We start from the raw sequence: 17,720 nt of genomic DNA, 5'->3' as shown, positions 1-17,720 counted from the left end.
GAGCCGGACCGCGGGGGTCGGTCCGGCTCACGATGCCCACCCGCGGGCGAGTGGGTGGAGCGGCCGGTTCGGGGTCGGTCGCTCGGTGGTGCGTTCTCGTGCCGTTCCGGGTGGGGCCCCGGTCAGGACACCAGGCCGCGCCGGAAGCCGTGGGCCACGGCCTGTGCGCGGTCACGGACGCCGAGCTTGCGGAACAGCCGGCGGGCGTGGGTCTTCACGGTGTCCTCGGAGAGGTAGAGCTCGCGGCCGATCTGGCCGTTGCTCTTGCCCTGGCTCATCCCGCGCAGCACCTGGAGCTCGCGCTCGGTGAGCTGGACCCCCGGGTCGGTGGGGACGCGCGGGGTCGGCACCGAGGTGCTGGCCAGGGTGTGTGCCAGCGCGGCGACCAGTTCGGGACGCGAGGCGTCCCAGCGCAGGTAACCGCGTGCCCCGCCGGCGATGGCGGCGGCGATGCTGCCGGCGTCGTCCGGGGCTCCGAAGACGATGACGTTGGCCTGCGGGTGGGCGGCCACCAGTCGCCGGGTGGCCTCCACCCCGGTGGGCACAGCACGCTGCGTCCCGACCAGGACGACGTCGACGGACTGGCGGGCGTAGCGGGCGAGGAGCTCGTCCCCGTGGGCGACGCAGTCGATGCGCTGGACCCCCGGGACCGCGGACATGACGCGAGTCAGTCCCTCGCGGACGCTGCGACGATCGTCGCAGATGAGTACCGTCGTCACGACGATTCCTTCCTGCAGCTTCCTGCAGCCGGGTGATTCATCACCCTCCGAATCGGCGGGTGACACTCTCACCTTGACACGGTCGGGGCGATTTTGTGCCCTCCGTTCGGCGCTCTGACCCACGTGCATCAGCGTCATGTGGGTGAAGCGTCGCCGAATGGAGTAATCCGTACGGTACATCGTCCGGGCCCGGCTCCGGGCACTACTCCCGCAGCAGTTCTCGCCCGCTACGGTCACTTCGCGTATAGAGGACGCTCACCGTGTGCAACACCGCATGTCGGCGACCCTCCGCACCCGCTCGGCGACTGCGCGTATCGAATGGTGACGCTCCGGCGTGTCGCGCTCCGGCGACCGGTCCGGAACCGGCCTCCGGCATCGCCCGATCGGCCCCGCGGCGCCCGCGGTGCGGCCGAGCGGGTACGACATCCGGACCACCTCCGGCCGGGTCCGGTGCCCCGTCCGGCCCCGGTGCCGGCCCGGTGAGGTCGGCCCGGGCGAGCAGCGCAGGGCGGTGCAGCGGTAGCAGTCCGTGTACGAGCGCGTCCGCGGCCACCGCGTCCAGCTCGGCGACGACGTCCGCCCGGACCTGCCCCGCCACCCCGGCGACGACCGCCCGGACCAGGCGGCTCTTGAGCACGTGCCGCGCGGACCCGAGCGCCCGCGCCCCGGCCAGCGCCTCGTCGGCGGCAGCGAGCGCCGCGGCCGGGTCGCCCGCGACCAGCGCGGTCTCCGCGCTCACCCAGCCGTGGCGGACCCGGGTGCGGTGACCGTGCGGGCCGCACCACGGCCCGGCCCGGCGCAGCAGCACGGCGGCGGTCGCCGCGTCCAGGCGGCCGAGCGCGTCGGCGGCGAGCCCGGTCAGCGCGTCGGCGACGGCCGCGGCGCGGTCGAGGCCCCACGGCCCGGGGTCGCCCGGGGTCACCGCGCCCGGCAGCACCAGCCGGAGCGCGGCGCCGTCGAGTGCGGCCGCGGCGCGGTGCCCGCCGAGCTGGCGCAGGTGCGAGGCCCGGGTGACGGTCGCGTGCGCCCGCGGCACGACCCCGGTCGCCGGGTCGCGGCGCACCCCGTCGAGGAGCGCGGCCGCGGCCGCGTAGTGCCCGGAGCCGCCCCGGGCGACGGCGGCCGCCCACCGCAGCTCCGCCGGCCCGTCCGGGCGCGCCGACGCGGCCACCTCCCGGTCCGTCACCGCCCCGGCGAGCAGGGCCCGGACCTCCGCCGACGGCGCCCGCCGTGCACCACCCTGTCGGACGTGCACCATCGTTCACCTCGAATCAGGTTTGCGGCCGCCATGGCCAGGGAATCTGAGCGTCATCAGGTTCGATAGCGAAGGCAGGTGACGAACATGGCGGACATCCGGAGGCTTCCCGGCCCGGTCGCCGACATCTACGACTGGCAGATGGAGGGAGCCTGCCGGGGGATGGACAGCGCGTTCTTCTTCCATCCCGAGGGTGAGCGCGGTCCCGCCCGGGCCCGTCGTGAGACCCGAGCGAAGCAGGTCTGTTCCGAGTGCCCCGTGGTGCAGCAGTGCCGCGAGCACGCGCTGAAGGTGCACGAGCCCTACGGCATCTGGGGCGGCCTGTCCGAGTCCGAGCGGGACGCGATCATCCGCGGTCCGCGCCGCACGCTCAAGGTCGCCGCCGAGGCGACCGTCCAGCCGGTGGAGATTCACACCGCCTAGAGAGCCCCGACCGGCGGGGGCTCCCATCTCCCGCCGGACGGCACACACTTCCTGCCCCGCAACGCACAACGGCGGGCGACCCGAGGGTCGCCCGCCGTCGTCGTGCTCGGACCGGATCAGTGACCGTGACCGTGCCCGTGGCCACCGGCCGGGGCCGGGTCGGCCTTCTCCGGCTTGTCCACCACGGCGCTCTCGGTGGTCAGCACCATGCGCGCGATGGACGCGGCGTTCTCCACCGCCGACCGGGTCACCTTGACCGGGTCGATGACGCCGTCGGCCAGCAGGTCGCCGTAGGAGCGGGTGGCCGAGTTGTACCCGGTCCCCCAGCCGCCCTCGGCGACGCGGGACACGACGATCGCGCCCTCGTCGCCACCGTTCTCGGCGATCCAGAACAGCGGCGCCGACAGTGCCCTGCGGACGATCGCGACACCGGTCGCGGCGTCACCGGTCAGGCCCAGCCCGCCCTCGAGCTCGGCCGCGGCGTGCACCAGCGCGGAACCGCCGCCGGGGACGATGCCCTCCTCGACCGCCGCACGGGTCGCCGCGACGGCGTCCTCGATGCGGTGCTTGCGCTCCTTGAGCGCGGTCTCGGTGGCGGCACCGGCCTTGATGACCGCGACGCCGCCGGAGAGCTTGGCCAGGCGCTCCTGGAGCTTCTCCTTGTCCCAGTCGGAGTCGGACTCCTCGATCTCGCGCTTGAGCTGCGCGACACGACCCTCGACGTCGGCCTTGGAGCCGGCGCCCTCGACGATCGTGGTGGCGTCCTTGGTGACGACGACGCGACGCGCGCGGCCCAGCAGCTCGAGCCCGGCCTCGTTCAGCTTCAGGCCGACCTCGGGGTTGATGACCTGACCGCCGGTGGCGACCGCGAGATCGTCCATGAACGCCTTGCGGCGGTCACCGAAGAACGGCGACTTGACCGCGGCGACCTTGACGGTCTTGCGGATCGAGTTGACGACCAGGGTGGACAGCGCCTCGCCCTCGACGTCCTCGGCGATGATCAGGAGCGGCTTGCCCTCGCCGAGCACCTTCTCCAGCAGCGGCAGCAGGTCCTGGATGGACCCGATCTTGTCGCGGTGCAGCAGGATGTACGGGTCGTCGAGCGCCGCCTCCATGGACTCGGAGTCGGTGACGAAGTACGGCGACAGGTAGCCCTTGTCGAACTGCAGACCCTCGGTGATCTCCAGCTCGGTCGAGAGGGTGGAGCCCTCCTCGACGGTGATCACGCCGTCCTTGCCGACGGTGTTGATCGCCTGGGCGATCAGGTCGCCGATCTCCTGCTCGCGCGAGGCGATGGCGCCGACCTGCGCGATGTGGCTCTTGGCGTCGACCGGGGTGGCCTTCGCCAGCAGCACCTCGGAGACCTTGGCCGAGGCCGCGGCGATGCCCTGGCCCAGCGCGAACGGCGCCGCACCGGCGGCCACGTTGCGCAGACCCTCCTTGACCAGCGCCTGGGCCAGCACGGTGGCGGTGGTGGTGCCGTCACCCGCGACGTCGTTGGTCTTGGTCGCGACGGTCTTCGCCAGCTGCGCGCCGAGGTTCTCGTACGGGTCCTCGAGGTCGACCTCACGGGCGATGGTGACGCCGTCGTTGGTGACGGTCGGGCCGCCGAACTTCTTGTCGATGACGACGTGCCGGCCGCGCGGGCCGAGCGTCACCTTCACCGCGTCGGCGAGCTGGTTCACGCCGCGCTCGAGCGCGCGACGGGTCTCCTCGTCGAAGCTGATCTGCTTCGCCATGTCTTGTTCTCGCTGCCTCTCGGGATACTCGGGTTCTCGGGGGAGAGACGCGACCGCCCCGGTGCGGGCCACCCGTGAGGGTGGACCACCCGGGGCGGTACGTCAGGCGGTGCCTCGCGTCAGTTGACGACGGCCAGCACGTCGCGCGCGGAGAGGATCAGGTACTCCTCGCCGTTGTACTTGACCTCGGTGCCGCCGTACTTCGAGTAGATGACGACGTCGCCGACGGCCACGTCGAGCGGGACGCGGTTGCCGTTGTCGTCCACCCGGCCCGGGCCGACGGCCAGGACCTTGCCCTCCTGGGGCTTCTCCTTGGCGGTGTCCGGGATGACGATGCCGGAGGCGGTGGTGGTCTCCGCCTCGCTGGCCTGGACGACGAGCTTGTCCTCGAGCGGCTTGATGTTCGCCACGACGATGACCTCCCCTTCCTGGGGTGAATCCGGTGTCACGGGTTCTCTAGCGGTGTCAGCAGCGCGCACGTGGCGACTCCCGCCCCGCCGTCGCGGGTGCCGGGGCGGAGGTCGTCCGCCGCGCGCGTTGGCACTCTATCCATGAGAGTGCCAGAAGCCGAGCGGGGGCTCAACCGCGCCGTTCGGGCGTGTCGGGAGTTCCCGGTCGTCGCCCGTTGTTCACGTGCTCGTCGCCCGGCGGCCCGGTGTCACTCGATCGGGAGCGTTGCACTGCACATCGTGGTCACCTCCCGCCGTTCGCTGCTGCGCGCCGGACTCACCGCCGCCGCCGTCACCGCCGCCGCACCCCTGCTGCCCGGCGCCGCCGCCGCGGCGCCCGGACCCGCACCGGCCCGGCCGCCGGGCGACCCGTTCGGGCTCGGCGTCGCCTCCGGGGAACCCGATCCGAGCTCGGTCGTGCTGTGGACCCGGCTCGCCACCGACCCCGTCGCCGAGGACGGCCTGGGCGGGCTCGGGAACCGCGCCACCGACGTCGAGTGGGAGGTCGCCGACGACGAGCGCTTCACGCGGGTCGTGCGTCGCGGCCGGGTCCGCACCGGGCCGGACGCGGGTCACAGCGTGCACGTCGAGGTGCCGGGCCTGCGCCCCGGCCGGGACTACCACTACCGCTTCCGCGTGGGCCGCACCGTCTCCGACGCCGGCCGCACCCGGACCGCGCCCCCGCCGGCGTCGATGACGCCGGTGCACATGGCCTTCACCTCCTGCTCCCAGTTCGAGCACGGGTGGTTCACCGCGTACCGGCGGATGGCCGAGGAGCGCCCGGACGTGCTGCTGCACCTGGGCGACTACATCTACGAGTACCCGGCGGAGGACTACGTCGCGCCCGGCGGGAACGTGCGCGACCACGCCGGCCCGGAGACGACGACGCCGGCCGGCTACCGGCAGCGCCTGGCCCAGTACCACGCCGACCCCGACCTGCAGGCCGCGCACGCGGCCGCGCCCTGGCTCGTCGTGTTCGACGACCACGAGGTCGAGAACAACTGGGCCGGCGACGTGCGGGAGCTCCCGCTCGACCCGCCCGGGGACTTCACCGCCCGCAAGGCCGCCGCGTTCCGCGCCTACTGGGAGAACATGCCGCTGCGCGCCGCCCAGCGCCCCCGCGGCGCCGCCATGCGGCTGTACCGCCGCGTCGGCTGGGGCGGGCTGGTCAGCTTCCACATGCTCGACACCCGCCAGTACCGCGGCGACCAGCCCTGCGGGGACACCTTCCGCAGCGACTGCGCGGAACGCACCGACCCGGCCCGCTCGCTGCCCGGTTCGGCGCAGGAACGCTGGATCGCCGACGGCTTCGCCCGCTCCCGCGCCCGCTGGGACGTGCTGGGCCAGCAGGTGTTCTTCTCCCAGGTCGACTTCACCCCGGGCGCCGGGCGCGGCTTCAACCCCGACGCGTGGGACGGCTACCCCGGCTCCCGGGACCGCGTCGTCGACTCCTGGACCGCGGCCACACGGCGCGGCGGCGCACGCAACCTCGTCGTGCTCACCGGCGATGTGCACGCGCACTGGGGCGCCGACGTGAAGCGCCGCTTCGACGACCCCGCCTCGCCGGTGGTCGGGACCGAGCTGGTGTCCAGCTCGATCACCTCGGGCGGCGACGGCTCGGAGAAGCAGAACGGCTCCGACGCCGTCCTCGCCGACAATCCGCACATCCGGTTCCACAACAACCGCCGCGGCTACGTCAGCACCCGGTTCACCGCGGACCGGATGGAGGCCGAGTTCAAGGTGGTGCCGTTCGTGAGCCGGCCGGGCGCCCCGGTGCAGACCCGCGGACGGTTCGTGACCGAGGACCGTCGGCCGGGCCTGCGACCGCTGTAGCGGAGTAGGTTCGGACGCGTGGCTGACCTGGTTCTCGGCGCGAACGTCTTCGGCTGGACGGCGGACAGGGAGACCTCGTTCGCCGTCCTCGACGCGTTCGTCGCCGCCGGCGGACGGATGATCGACACCGCGGACTCCTACATGTGGCGCGCACCGGGGAACTCCGGCGGCGAGTCCGAGACGATCCTCGGCGAGTGGATGACCGCCCGCGGCAACCGCGACGCGCTGCACCTCGCGACGAAGGTCGGCGCCCTGCCCGGCCGCGAGGGCCTGTCGGCGGAGAACGTGGCGGCCGCGGCGCGGGACTCGCTGCGCCGCCTGGGCACCGACCGGATCGACCTCTACTACGCCCACCGCGACGACGAGGCGACCGCGCAGGAGGAGACCCTCGACGCGTTCGACGCCCTGGTCCGCGAGGGGCTGGTCCGCGAGGTCGGCGCGTCGAACTTCTCCCCGGAGCGGCTGCGGTCGGCACTGGAGATCTCCGCACGCGACGGGCTGACCGCGTTCAGCGCCGTCCAGCCGCACTACAACCTCATGGAGCGCGACGCCTTCGAGGCGGGTCTGGCCCCGCTCGCCGAGTCGGAGAAGCTGGCCGTCCACCCGTACTACGGGCTGGCCAAGGGCTTCCTGACCGGCAAGTACCGGCCCGACTCCCCCGCCCCGGAGGGCCCGCGCGCCGAGGGCGCGGCGGCGTACCTGGACTCCCGCGGCCGCGCCGTGCTGGCCGGGCTCGACGAGATCTCCGCCGGCTACGGCGTCCCGGTCCCGGCGGTCGCCCTGACCTGGCTGGCCGCGCAGCCCGCGGTGACCGCGCCGATCGCGAGCGCACGCACCGTCGATCAGCTGGAACAGCTGCTGCCGATGCTCACCCTGGAACTGACCGACGACGAGTTGCGCCTGCTGTCCTACCTGTCCGCGACGTCCTGAGCGGCCTTCCGCACGCGGTCGCGGCGCATCGTGTGCGCGTCGGCCATCGACGGCCGGTAGTAGCGCCTGCGCAGCCCGACCACGGTGAACCCGTGGCTCTCGTACAGCGTGCGGGCCGGGACGTTGTCGGTGCGCACCTCCAGGAACACCGTGGCCGCCAGCTCGTCGGCGACGGCGAGCAGACCCCGCAGCAGCGCGCGGCCGATGCCGTGGCCCTGCCACGCCGGGTCGACGCCGATCGTGTGCACCTCCGCCTCGGCCATCGGCGGCCCGGCGACGACGGCGAGCCCGGCGTAGCCGACCAGCTCGTCACCGGCGCGGGCGGCGAGGTAGAGCTGGCCGGAGGAGACGGCGTCGCGGAAGGCCTGCGCGCTCCACGGGTCGTCCCCGGGGAACAGGATCTCCTCCAGCTCCGCGCAGCGCGCCGCGTCGGCCCGGTACAGCGGGCCCAGCGAGACGGTGGCGTTCACGCGGTGACGCGCTTGCGGCCGGTCGGCGGGGCGGCGTCGGGGCGGCGCAGGTAGAGCGGCTCGACCGGGGCGGGGGCCCGGCCGGCGAGCAGGTCCGCCGCGGCGACGCCGACCAGCCCGTCGACGGTCGGGGCGCCGGGGCCGCCGATCTCGCGGCCGAGCCGCCGGGCGAACGCCGGATCGCCGACCACGGTGCCGATCGCCAGCTCGTCCAGGCGCGCGGCCAGCGCCTCCGGGGCCTCGACGGCCGGGCCGGTCAGCCTGCGGACCGAGCGGGCGTCGGCGGGGTCGGACGCGTCGTAGGCGGCCCAGTAGACCTCCGTGCGCCGGGCGTCGGTGACGACCAGCAGGTTCCCGCCGGTGTGCAGCCCCCAGGCGAGGGCGTCGTGGGTGACGACGCCGTGCACCGGCACGTCGAGGGCGTGGCCGAGTGCTGTGGCCGAGGCGATCCCGACCCGCAGCCCGGTGAACGGGCCCGGACCGGCACCGACGACCACCGCCCCGACCTCGGCGAGCGCGTGGCCCGCCTCGGCGCACAGCGCACGGACCGCGGGCATCAGCAGCTCGCCGTGGCGGCGGCCGTCGTGCGCGCGGGCGGCGAGGGTCCGCGGCCCGCCGTCGGGGCCGAGGTCGACGAGACCGGCGGTGACGACGGTCGTCGCGGTGTCGAGGGCCAGTACCAGCACGCCCGCGAGCCTACGGACGCGCGGTGCGGCGCAGCGTCGCGACCCGGGTGTCGTCGTCGCGGCGCTCCAGCGTGATCGTCACCGCGGACCCGGCGAGCCGCTCCGCGACCCCGACCCCCCACTCGACGGCGACGACCGCCCGGTCCAGCTCGGTGTCGAGGTCGAGGTCGTCCAGCTCGGCCGCGACATCGGGTGGTCGGGCCGCCGTGCCGTCTCCGATCAGCCGGTAGGCGTCGACGTGCACCAGGGCCGGGCCGTCGCCCGCGGAGGGGTGCTCGCGGGCGATCACGAAGGTCGGCGAGGCCACCGTGCCGGTCACCCCGAGCCCGCGGGCCAGGCCGCGGACCAGGGCGGTCTTGCCCGCGCCGAGCGGGCCCGCCAGGAGCACGACGTCACCGGCGACCAGCTCGCGCCCGACCGTCTCACCGAAGGCCTCGGTGTCGGCGACGGTCGGCAGCTCGGTGACGACGGCGTCCGCGCCGGGGGCGGGGATCACGGCCGGTCCTTCTTCCGGGACCGGCCGGCCCGGGCAGGGGTGCGGCTGCCCCGGCGGACCCGGCCCGCGCTGCGCAGCAGGCCCTGCAGCGCGCCGCCCGCCTCGGCCTGCTCGTCGTCGGTCGTGTCGGTGAGCTGCGGCGGGCGCTTGGCCCGCAGCCCGCCGCCCGCGGTGCGCTCGGTGGTGCGGGCGATCAGCGCGTCGAGCTCGGCGTCGACGACCTCGGGCTGCTCCAGCATCGGCATGTGCCCGACCCCGGGCAGGCGCACCAGCCGGGCGGTCGGGATCGCCTCGGCGATGACCTCGCTGTGCCGCCACGGGATGATGCGGTCGCCGTCGCCGGCCAGGACGAGCACCTCGCAGCCGGACAGGCCGGGCAGCGCCGCGAGCCGGTCGTGGGTGCCGAGGGTGCCGACGAAGTCGGTGAGCGCGCCGACGGCGTTCGAGTCGATCATCGTGTCGACGAGGTCGACCATCCGCGGGTCGACCTGGCGGTCGCCGTAGGCGAAGCGCTTGGTGAACGCCCAGATGATGTCGCCCAGTGCGCGCCGGCCCGTCTCGACCAGGCCGGGCTGCCACGCGGCGAGCCCGCCGAGGGCCCGGATGACCGGGTTGCGCCGAGACAGGAACGTGCCCGGCAGCCCGGAGGACGCCATCTCCCCCGCCGAGGTCGACACGAGCGCCACGCCGGCGACGCGCTCGTGGAACAGCTCCGGGTGCTGCTCGGCCAGCGCCATCACGGTCATGCCGCCCATCGAGTGCGACACCAGCACCAGCGGCTCCTCGGGGGCCAGCGCGCGGATGACGGCGTCGAGGTCGCGGCCGAGCTGGTCGATCGTGCAGGAGTCCGCGGGCGCCCGCTCGGAGCGGCCGTGGCTGCGCTGGTCGTAGAGCACCATCCGCACCGACGGGCCGGTCAGCCCGGCCAGGTGCGGCCGCTGCTCGGACCAGGTGCGCCGGTCCAGGGCGAATCCGTGCACCAGCACCACCGTCAGCGCGTGCTCCGAGCCGTCGGCCGGGGCGACCACCTCGCAGGCGATGCGGACGCCGTCGTCGGCCATCACCGACATCTCCTCGCCGACGGTGCCCGGCGGCGTCCCGGCGTGCGCGGACATCTCGGTGGCCAGGCTGCGCCGGGTGGCGGCGATCTTGCGTCGCTGCGCGGCGACGCCGACCCCGGCCGCGGCGCCCGCCGCGCCGACCACACCGCCCGCGATCCCGGCGACGGTCCATCCCCTGCGGCTCATGCGACTCCCCCGCGCCCGTCGGACACCGTGCGGCGCACCCGCCCCCGGATGCCCGTGACGATCTCGTAGTGGATGGTGCCCAGCTCGTCGGCCCACTCGCGGGCCGTCGGTCCGCCGTCGGCGCCGGTGCCGAACAGCTCGACCGGGTCGCCGATCGCGACCGGCAGTACCCCGGGCCGCCCGCAGTCGACGACGAACTGGTCCATGCAGACCCGTCCGGCGACCGGCCGGACGGTGCCGCCGATCCGCACGCGCATCCGGCCACCGTCGTTGAGCCGGCGCGGGACGCCGTCGGCGTAGCCCAGCGGCACCAGTGCCAGCGTGCGCGGTTCGCGGGCGACCCACTCGTGGCCGTAGGACACGCCCTCGCCCGCCTCGACGGTCTTGGTGAGCGCGACCCGGCCGCGGAGCGTCATCGCCGGGCGCAGCGGGCTGTCGGCGGGGCGGGCGATCGGGTCGAGCCCGTAGACGGCGATCCCCGGCCGGACGACGTCGAGGTGCAGGTCGGGGCGGGTCATCAGGCCCGCCGAGTTGCACAGGTGCAGCTGCGGGGCGAACCCGCGGTCCCGGGCGAGCGCGGCGGCGGCGTGCAGCCGCGCGGCCTGGCTGTCGACGGCGGGCTGGCCCGGCTCGTCGGCGGCGGCCAGGTGCGACCACACGGCCACGACCTCGCAGGTGCCGTCGGCGACGCCCTGGGAGACGTCGTCGAGCAGGGCGGGCCACTCGCCGGGCGGGCAGCCGTTGCGCGACAGCCCGGTGTCGGCCTTGAGGTGCAGCCGGACCCGGCGGCCCGCGGCGCGGGCACCGGCCAGCACCGCGGCGAGGTGCACGCGGCCGGACACCGACAGCTCCACCCCCGCGGCGACGGCGGCGGCGAAGTCGGCGTCGGGCAGGTGCAGCCAGGACAGCAGCGGCGCGTCGACGCCGTCGGCCCGCAGCGCGAGCGCCTCCTCCAGGGTGGCGACGCCGAGCCGGGTCGCCCCGGCCGACAGCGCCGCCCGTGCGACGGCGGCGGCGCCGTGGCCGTAGCCGTCGGCCTTGACCACGACCATGGTCTCGGCCACGGACGCGAGACCCGACAGGTACCGGGTGTTGTGCCGGACGGCGTCGAGGTCGACCACCGCCTCGGCCGCCGGTGCGCCCGGTCCGGGCCGGGGCCGCGGACCGGGTGCGGGGTCGGTCGTGGGTAGCACGGCCCCGATCATCGCATCCCGGTCCGTGGCGGCCCGGTCCTGAGCCCGGCTCAGTCGGTCCCGGCCTCCATCGCGGCGCGGTCGAGGGACTCCTCGGCCTGCTCGGCGTCGGGGTCCGACGGCGTCGCGGTGATCTCCGCCGCACGCCCGGCCTCGATCTCGCCGACGAAGGTGCCGAACTCGCCGCCGAGCATCCCGGTGGCCGAGTACTGCTCCAGCTTGGCGCGGGAGTCGGCCAGGTCCAGGTTGCGCAGGGTGAGCTGGCCGATGCGGTCGCCCGGGGTGAACGGGGCGTCCTCGACGCGCTCCATCGAGAGCCGGTCCTCGGCGTAGGCCAGGGCGGGGCCGCGGGTGTCGAGCACCGACCAGTCGTTGCCGCGGCGCAGCCGCAGCGTGACCGACCCGGTGACCGCGTTGCCGACCCAGCGGGTCAGGGACTCGCGCAGCATCAGCGACTGCGGCTCCAGCCAGCGACCCTCGTAGAGGAGCCTGCCGAGCCGGCGGCCCTGCTCCTCGTAGGCCGACAGCGAGTCGTGGTTGTGGATCGCCGACACGAGCCGCTCGTAGGTGACGAACAGCAGCGCCATCGCCGGGGCCTCGTAGATGCCGCGGCTCTTGGCCTCGATGATCCGGTTCTCGATCTGGTCGGTCATGCCCAGGCCGTGCCGGCCACCGATCCGGTTGGCCTCGGTGACCAGCGCGACCGGGTCGTCGTAGCGGGTGCCGTTGATCGCGACGGGGCGACCGGACTCCCACTCGACGGTGACGTCCTCGGTCTCGACCGCGACCGCCGGGTCCCAGAACCGCACGCCCATGATCGGCTCGACGATCTCGATCGAGGTGTCGAGGTGCTCGAGCCTCTTGGCCTCGTGGGTGGCGCCCCAGATGTTGGCGTCGGTCGAGTACGCCTTCTCCGCGGAGTCCCGGTAGGGCAGCTCCCGCTCGCCCAGCCAGGCGCTCATCTCCGCGCGGCCGCCGAGCTGGTCGACGAACGCCTCGTCCAGCCACGGCTTGTAGATCCGCAGGGCGGGGTTGGCGAGCAGGCCGTAGCGGTAGAACCGCTCGATGTCGTTGCCCTTGAAGGTCGAGCCGTCGCCCCAGATGGAGACGCCGTCGTCGGCCATGGCGCGGACCAGCAGGGTGCCGGTGACGGCGCGGCCGATCGGGGTGGTGTTGAAGTAGGGCATCCCGCCGGCGCGGATGTGGAAGGCGCCGCAGGCGATCGCGGCGATGCCCTCGTCGACCAGTGCACGACGGCAGTCGACGACGCGGGCGGCCTCGGCGCCGTACTCCAGCGCACGCTCGCGGACGGCGACGAGGTCGGGCTCGTCGGGCTGTCCGAGGTCGGCGGTGTAGGCGTAGGGGACCGCGCCGTTCTCGCGCATCCAGGCGACGGCGACGGAGGTGTCGAGGCCACCGGAGAAGGCGATGCCGACGCGCTCGCCGACGGGGAGGCTGGTCAGGATCTTCGGCACGCGCGGAACGCTAACAACCCGCTCCCGGCGCAGGTCCGCCGGTGTGCCGCTTCAGTGCCCCGACGCCGCCGACCGGACCGACCGCAGCGCGACCGGGATCGCCGCCTGCATCGCCGACGCCGGTGCCGGGACCGGCGGCAGCCCGTGCTCCCGGGCGGCCGCCGTCGCGGCGCGGGCGTGCACCAGCGTCGCGCAGCCCGCCGCCCACCACGGGTCCAGCCCGGCGGCCAGCAGCGCGCCGATCATGCCGGTGAGCACGTCGCCGGAGCCCGCGGTGGCGGCCCAGGAGTCCGCGGCCGGGTCGACCAGCACCCGTCCGTCCGGTGCGGCGACGACGGTCGCGTTCCCCTTCAGCAGCACCGTCACCCCGAGGTCGGCGGCGGCGCGGCGGGCGGCGCCGATCCGGTCGGGCCCGACCTCGCCCGCGATCCGGGCGAACTCCCCCGCGTGCGGGGTGAGCACGACGGGCTCGCCGTGGATGCGCACCCGCAGGTGGGCGTCCTGTGCGAGCAGGGTGATCGCGTCGGCGTCGAGGCAGAGCGGCACCCCGCGGTCCAGCGCCTCCTCCAGCACCGCCCGGCCCTGCCCGCCGGTGCCCAGCCCCGGCCCGACCGCCCAGGCCTGGGTGCGGCCCGCGTCGGTGATGTCGCCGGTGGCGACGATCTCCGGCCAGTGCCTGCGGACCTCGTCGGCGGCGGACCCGGCGAAGCGGACCATCCCGGAGGTGGCCAGGGCCGCGGCCCCCGCGGCGAGGACGGCGGCGCCGGGGTAGGTGGCCGACCCGGCGGCGATCCCGACGACGCCCTGGCTGTACTTGTCGTCGTCGGGTCCCGGGACCGGCCAGCGGGCACCGACGTCGCCGTCGGACAGCACCCGCGCGTGCGGCTCGATCCCCTCGAGGAACGGCCCGAGCCCGAAGTCCACCAGCCGCACCGGGCCGCAGAGCGGGGCGGCGAGGGCGTGCACCGGCTTGCGGCAGCCGAAGGTGACCGTCAGCGCGGCGCGGACGTGCGGCCCGTCGGTCGCCCCGGTGTCGCAGTCGACACCCGAGGGCAGGTCGCAGGCCACGATCGGCACACCCGCCCCGTCGGCGGCGGCGACCAGCTCCGGGGCCGGGTCGCGCAGCGCACCGCGCCCGGAGATGCCGACGATCCCGTCGACGACGACGTCCGCCCCCGCCACCAGCGCCCGCGCCGGGTCGAGCGCGCCGGCGGCCGGGGTGCCGGTGCCGGTCCTGTCGCCGGGGCCGGTCCCGGGGTCGCTGCCGGTGCCGGTGTCGCCGCCCGCGGCGGGGCCGGAGCCTGCGGCCGGGCCGGGCGGGTGCAGGGCCAGCACCCGCCCGCGGGCGGCGCGCAGCGCGGCGAGGCCCGCCGGGTGCGCACGGGCCGGCGCCAGCAGCACCGCGGTGACGTGCGCGCCCCGGCGGCGCAGCTCGGCACCGGCCCACAGGGCGTCGCCGCCGTTGTCGCCCGCCCCGACGAGCAGCACCACCCGGCGGCCGTAGGTCGCGCCGAGGAACTCCCGCACGTGGTGCGCGAGCCCCGCCGCGGCCCGGCGCATCAGCACCCCGTCGCCGACGGTGCGCATCATGGCCGCCTCGGCCGCCCGTACCTGGTCCGCGGTGTGGAGCCCGTGCATGGCCGCGAGGCTAGCGCCGGGCGACCATGATCGACGGTTGTGGAGCGGGACGCCCGCGTCGCGGACGCTCCGCTCCACGACCGGTGATCACTCGACGGTGACCGACTTCGCCAGGTTGCGGGGCTTGTCGACGTCGTAGCCGCGGGCCCGGGCGATCTCGGCCGCGATGACCTGCAGCGGGATCGTCGCGACCAGCGGCTGCAGCAGCGTCGGCACCGCGGGCAGCTCGAAGAGGTGGTCGGCGAACGGGCGCACGGTCTCGTCGCCGGTCTCGGCGAGGACCACGGTCCGCGCCCCGCGCGCCTTGATCTCCTGGATGTTGGACAGCAGCTTGGAGTGCAGGACCGCGCGCCCCTTCGGCGACGGCATCACCACCACGACCGGCAGCCCGTCCTCGATCAGCGCGATCGGGCCGTGCTTGAGCTCGCCCGCCGCGAAGGCCTCGGCGTGCATGTAGGCGAGCTCCTTGAGCTTGAGCGCGCCCTCCAGCGCCACCGGGTAGCCGACGTGGCGGCCGAGGAACAGCACCGCCTTCGACGGCGCCAGCTCCTGCCCGAGCGCACGGGCCTCGCCGAGGGACTCCAGCACCTCGGCGACGGCCGCCGGGATCGCCTCCAACGCCTCGTACTCGCGGACGACCTCGTCGGGGTACTTGGTCCCGCGGGCCTGGGCCAGGGCCAGGCCGATAAGGTAGTTCGCCGCGACCTGGGCGGTGAACGTCTTGGTCGCGGCGACGCCGATCTCCGGACCCGCGTGGGTGTAGATCACCGCGTCGGACTCGCGCGGGATCTGCGCCCCGTTGGTGTTGCAGATGGCCAGCACCCGCGCCTTCTGCTCCTTCGCGTGGCGCAGCGCCTCCAGGGTGTCGGCGGTCTCGCCGGACTGGGAGATCGCGACGACCAGCGTCGAGCGGTCCAGCACCGGGTCGCGGTAGCGGAACTCGCTGGCCAGCTCGATCTCGACCGGGATCCGGGTCCAGTGCTCGATCGCGTACTTCGCGAGCAGCCCGGAGTGGTAGGCGGTGCCGCAGGCGACGACGAAGACCTTGTCGACGTCGCGCAGGTCCTGGTCGGTCAGACGCTGCTCGTCGAGGACGATCCGGCCCTCGACGAGGTGCCCGCGCAGGGTGTCGGCGATCGCGGTCGGCTGTTCCTCGATCTCCTTGAGCATGAAGTAGTCGTGGCCGCCCTTCTCGGCGGCGGCGAGGTCCCAGGTCACCTCGAACGGGTTGACCCCGACCGGCTCACCGTGGAAGTCGGTGACGTCGTAGCCGTCGCGGGTGATCGTCACGACCTGGTCCTGGCCGAGCTCGACGGCGTCGCGGGTGAACTCGATGAACGCCGCGACGTCGGAGGCCAGGAACGTCTCCCCCTCGCCGATGCCGAGCACCAGCGGCGAGTTGCGGCGGGCGGCGACGATCCGCTCCGGCTCGTCGGCGTGCGTCACGACCAGGGTGAACGCGCCCTCCAGCCGGCGGGCGACGGCGCGGACCGACGCGGGCAGATCGCCCTTCGTCGGGCCGTCGGCGTGGGCCAGCGCCACCAGGTGCGCGGCGGTCTCGGTGTCGGTGTCGGACTCCGCCCAGATGCCACGGGCCTCCAGCTCGGCGCGCAGCTCCAGGAAGTTCTCGATGATGCCGTTGTGGACGACCGCGACCTTGCCGTCGCTGCTGCGGTGCGGGTGGGCGTTGCGGTCGGTGGGCGGGCCGTGCGTGGCCCACCGCGTGTGCCCGATGCCCGAGGTCCCGGTGAACCGGTCGCGACCGATCTCCTCGAGGCGTGCCTCCAGGTTGGCCAGGGCTCCGGCCTTGCGCTCGACCAGCAGCTCACCGCCGTCCGGCAGCGCGACGCCGGCGGAGTCGTAACCGCGGTACTCCAGTCGTCGCAGGCCGCCGAGGACGACGTCGAGTGCGGACCGATGACCGACGTAACCGACGATGCCACACATACGGATGAGCGTATCGACGCCCGGTTGCCGATCTTCCGGCGACGGGGTCGGTCCGGCGCCACGCCGGACGTCCGTGCGAGTCGGGCACGCGGTGACCTGCACCGGTACGGTGCCGACCGTGGCCCGGACCAGCGTGACCCGACCCCCGTCGATGAAGGGGGCCAAGGACGCCCTCGGTGTGCTGTCGCGTCCGGGGCCGAACCCGGTGAAGCACGGCGACCTGGGACTGATCGGTCTGCCGGGCATCGTCTACACCCCCGCGGAGGGCTACCAGCTGCCCGCCGTGGTGATCGGGCACGCGTGGCTGCAGCCCGCGCACCGCTACCACGAGCTGCTGCGCCACCTCGCGACCTGGGGTTTCGTCGCCGCCGCGCCGAACACCCAGCGCGGCCCGGTCCCGAGCGTCGCCCGGTTCGCCACGGACCTGAACACCGTCCTCGACGTGTGCGTCGGCGTCCGGCTCGGCGACGGCCACGTCAGCGTCGACGCCCGCAAGACCGCGCTGGTCGGGCACGGCACCGGGGGCGGCGCCGCCGTCCTCGCCGCGGCCCGGCGTGAGCGCCTCGGCGCGCTGGTGACCCTCGCCGCGTCGGAGGTGAAGCCGTCCGCGATCGAGGCGGCCGCCGCGGTGACCGTCCCGACGCTGCACCTCGCCGCCGCCGTCGACTCGCTGGCCCCCATGGAGGGACACGCGCAGCGGATCGCCGCCGCCCAGCACGAGGCCGGCACCGACGTGACGCTCCGCGAGATCGAGAAGGCCGGGCACCTCGGGTTCTGCGAGGGCAGGCACTGGACGAGCTTCCTGCTGCAGAACCGCCCGCAGCACCGGACCCGGAAGATCACCCGGGCGCTGGTGACGGCGTTCCTCATGCAGGAGCTGCAGAACGAGAAGCGGGTGTCCTCGCTGACCTCGGGGAACGTCCCCGGGGCGCCGGTGGTGGACCTCACGCCGGAGCCCGACGGCGAGCAGGACCAGCAGCCGTCGTCGGGGCTGCTGGGCATCGGCGGCTGACCCCGCGGCGCGACCACCGCGCCGCGGCGATCCGTCGCCCGCGCCGTGATCCGCCGCCCGCGCCGTGATCCGCCGCCCGCACGGTGATCCGCCGCCCGCACGGTGATCCGCCCGCGCCGTGATCCGCTGCCCGCGCGGTGATCCGCTCCTCGCGTGCGTCCGGACGCGCGCGGGCCGCGGATCAGCGCGCGGACCCGAGGGCCGATGG

The 17,720-nt window shown here is 74.9% G+C and carries 16 protein-coding genes; 4 read left to right on the top strand and 12 right to left on the bottom strand.

The window, feature by feature from the left end; all coding sequences use genetic code 11:
- Positions 1–122 precede the first annotated feature (122 nt).
- Both AC0GKK_RS19835 and AC0GKK_RS19830 read right to left on the bottom strand, forming a co-directional pair.
- On the bottom strand, positions 123–719 hold the full coding sequence (locus AC0GKK_RS19835) for a response regulator transcription factor (RefSeq protein WP_010225624.1): 597 nt from the start codon (positions 717–719) through the stop codon (positions 123–125).
- 202 nt (positions 720–921) lie between these two features.
- Positions 922–1,977, bottom strand: a complete 1,056-nt coding sequence (locus AC0GKK_RS19830; RefSeq protein WP_489882275.1) for a hypothetical protein — start codon at positions 1,975–1,977, stop codon at positions 922–924.
- An 84-nt stretch (positions 1,978–2,061) separates the two neighbouring features.
- Between AC0GKK_RS19830 and AC0GKK_RS19825 the strand changes: the two genes are divergently transcribed.
- Positions 2,062–2,397: a WhiB family transcriptional regulator gene (locus tag AC0GKK_RS19825; RefSeq protein WP_062403765.1), complete on the top strand. Its 336-nt coding sequence runs from the start codon at positions 2,062–2,064 to the stop codon at positions 2,395–2,397.
- A 116-nt stretch (positions 2,398–2,513) separates the two neighbouring features.
- Here the strand turns inward: AC0GKK_RS19825 and groL are convergent, their stop codons facing one another.
- Complete coding sequence (gene groL, locus AC0GKK_RS19820; RefSeq protein WP_178376004.1) at positions 2,514–4,136, bottom strand: chaperonin GroEL; 1,623 nt, start codon at positions 4,134–4,136, stop codon at positions 2,514–2,516.
- A 119-nt stretch (positions 4,137–4,255) separates the two neighbouring features.
- Positions 4,256–4,546, bottom strand: coding sequence for a co-chaperone GroES (gene groES, locus AC0GKK_RS19815; RefSeq protein ID WP_020623960.1), 291 nt, complete (start codon positions 4,544–4,546; stop codon positions 4,256–4,258).
- 279 nt (positions 4,547–4,825) lie between these two features.
- On the opposite strand from groES, the gene AC0GKK_RS19810 reads away from it, so the two are divergent.
- Together AC0GKK_RS19810 and AC0GKK_RS19805 are read left to right on the top strand one after the other, a co-directional pair.
- Positions 4,826–6,418 (top strand): alkaline phosphatase D family protein, encoded by a 1,593-nt coding sequence (locus tag AC0GKK_RS19810; protein ID WP_489882274.1) that lies wholly within the window; start codon positions 4,826–4,828, stop codon positions 6,416–6,418.
- Between the two features lie 18 nt (positions 6,419–6,436).
- Entirely contained in the window at positions 6,437–7,348 is a 912-nt protein-coding gene (locus AC0GKK_RS19805) for an aldo/keto reductase (RefSeq protein WP_489882273.1), read from the top strand.
- Here AC0GKK_RS19805 and rimI read toward each other — a convergent pair.
- From rimI to glmS, 8 genes are all read right to left on the bottom strand, one after another.
- Positions 7,327–7,818: a ribosomal protein S18-alanine N-acetyltransferase gene (gene rimI / locus AC0GKK_RS19800; RefSeq protein ID WP_251784381.1), complete on the bottom strand. Its 492-nt coding sequence runs from the start codon at positions 7,816–7,818 to the stop codon at positions 7,327–7,329. The two genes, AC0GKK_RS19805 and rimI, sit on opposite strands and share 22 nt — an antisense overlap.
- Positions 7,815–8,504: a tRNA (adenosine(37)-N6)-threonylcarbamoyltransferase complex dimerization subunit type 1 TsaB gene (gene tsaB / locus AC0GKK_RS19795; protein WP_251784382.1), complete on the bottom strand. Its 690-nt coding sequence runs from the start codon at positions 8,502–8,504 to the stop codon at positions 7,815–7,817. Before tsaB ends, rimI begins: the two co-directional genes overlap by 4 nt.
- A 10-nt stretch (positions 8,505–8,514) precedes the next feature.
- Positions 8,515–9,000: a tRNA (adenosine(37)-N6)-threonylcarbamoyltransferase complex ATPase subunit type 1 TsaE gene (gene tsaE, locus AC0GKK_RS19790; protein WP_346104637.1), complete on the bottom strand. Its 486-nt coding sequence runs from the start codon at positions 8,998–9,000 to the stop codon at positions 8,515–8,517.
- Positions 8,997–10,247 (bottom strand): alpha/beta fold hydrolase, encoded by a 1,251-nt coding sequence (locus AC0GKK_RS19785; protein WP_346104639.1) that lies wholly within the window; start codon positions 10,245–10,247, stop codon positions 8,997–8,999. The genes tsaE and AC0GKK_RS19785 overlap by 4 nt, the downstream gene beginning before the upstream one ends.
- Entirely contained in the window at positions 10,244–11,440 is a 1,197-nt protein-coding gene (alr, locus tag AC0GKK_RS19780) for an alanine racemase (protein WP_489882272.1), read from the bottom strand. Before alr ends, AC0GKK_RS19785 begins: the two co-directional genes overlap by 4 nt.
- 50 nt (positions 11,441–11,490) lie before the next feature.
- Complete coding sequence (gene argG, locus AC0GKK_RS19775) at positions 11,491–12,915, bottom strand: argininosuccinate synthase (RefSeq protein WP_062397765.1); 1,425 nt, start codon at positions 12,913–12,915, stop codon at positions 11,491–11,493.
- A 51-nt stretch (positions 12,916–12,966) separates the two neighbouring features.
- The gene (locus AC0GKK_RS19770; RefSeq protein ID WP_179761831.1) at positions 12,967–14,553 is read right to left on the bottom strand and encodes an NAD(P)H-hydrate dehydratase; all 1,587 of its coding nucleotides are present in this window, start codon (positions 14,551–14,553) and stop codon (positions 12,967–12,969) included.
- Between the two features lie 87 nt (positions 14,554–14,640).
- The gene (glmS, locus tag AC0GKK_RS19765; RefSeq protein WP_489882271.1) at positions 14,641–16,500 is read right to left on the bottom strand and encodes a glutamine--fructose-6-phosphate transaminase (isomerizing); all 1,860 of its coding nucleotides are present in this window, start codon (positions 16,498–16,500) and stop codon (positions 14,641–14,643) included.
- A gap of 118 nt (positions 16,501–16,618) precedes the next feature.
- On the opposite strand from glmS, the gene AC0GKK_RS19760 reads away from it, so the two are divergent.
- The gene (locus AC0GKK_RS19760) at positions 16,619–17,512 is read left to right on the top strand and encodes a dienelactone hydrolase family protein (protein ID WP_405415034.1); all 894 of its coding nucleotides are present in this window, start codon (positions 16,619–16,621) and stop codon (positions 17,510–17,512) included.
- Positions 17,513–17,720 lie beyond the last annotated feature (208 nt).

Source organism: Pseudonocardia sp. P-1, assembly GCF_058111925.1.
This window is presented reverse-complemented; position numbering and strand designations above follow the sequence as displayed.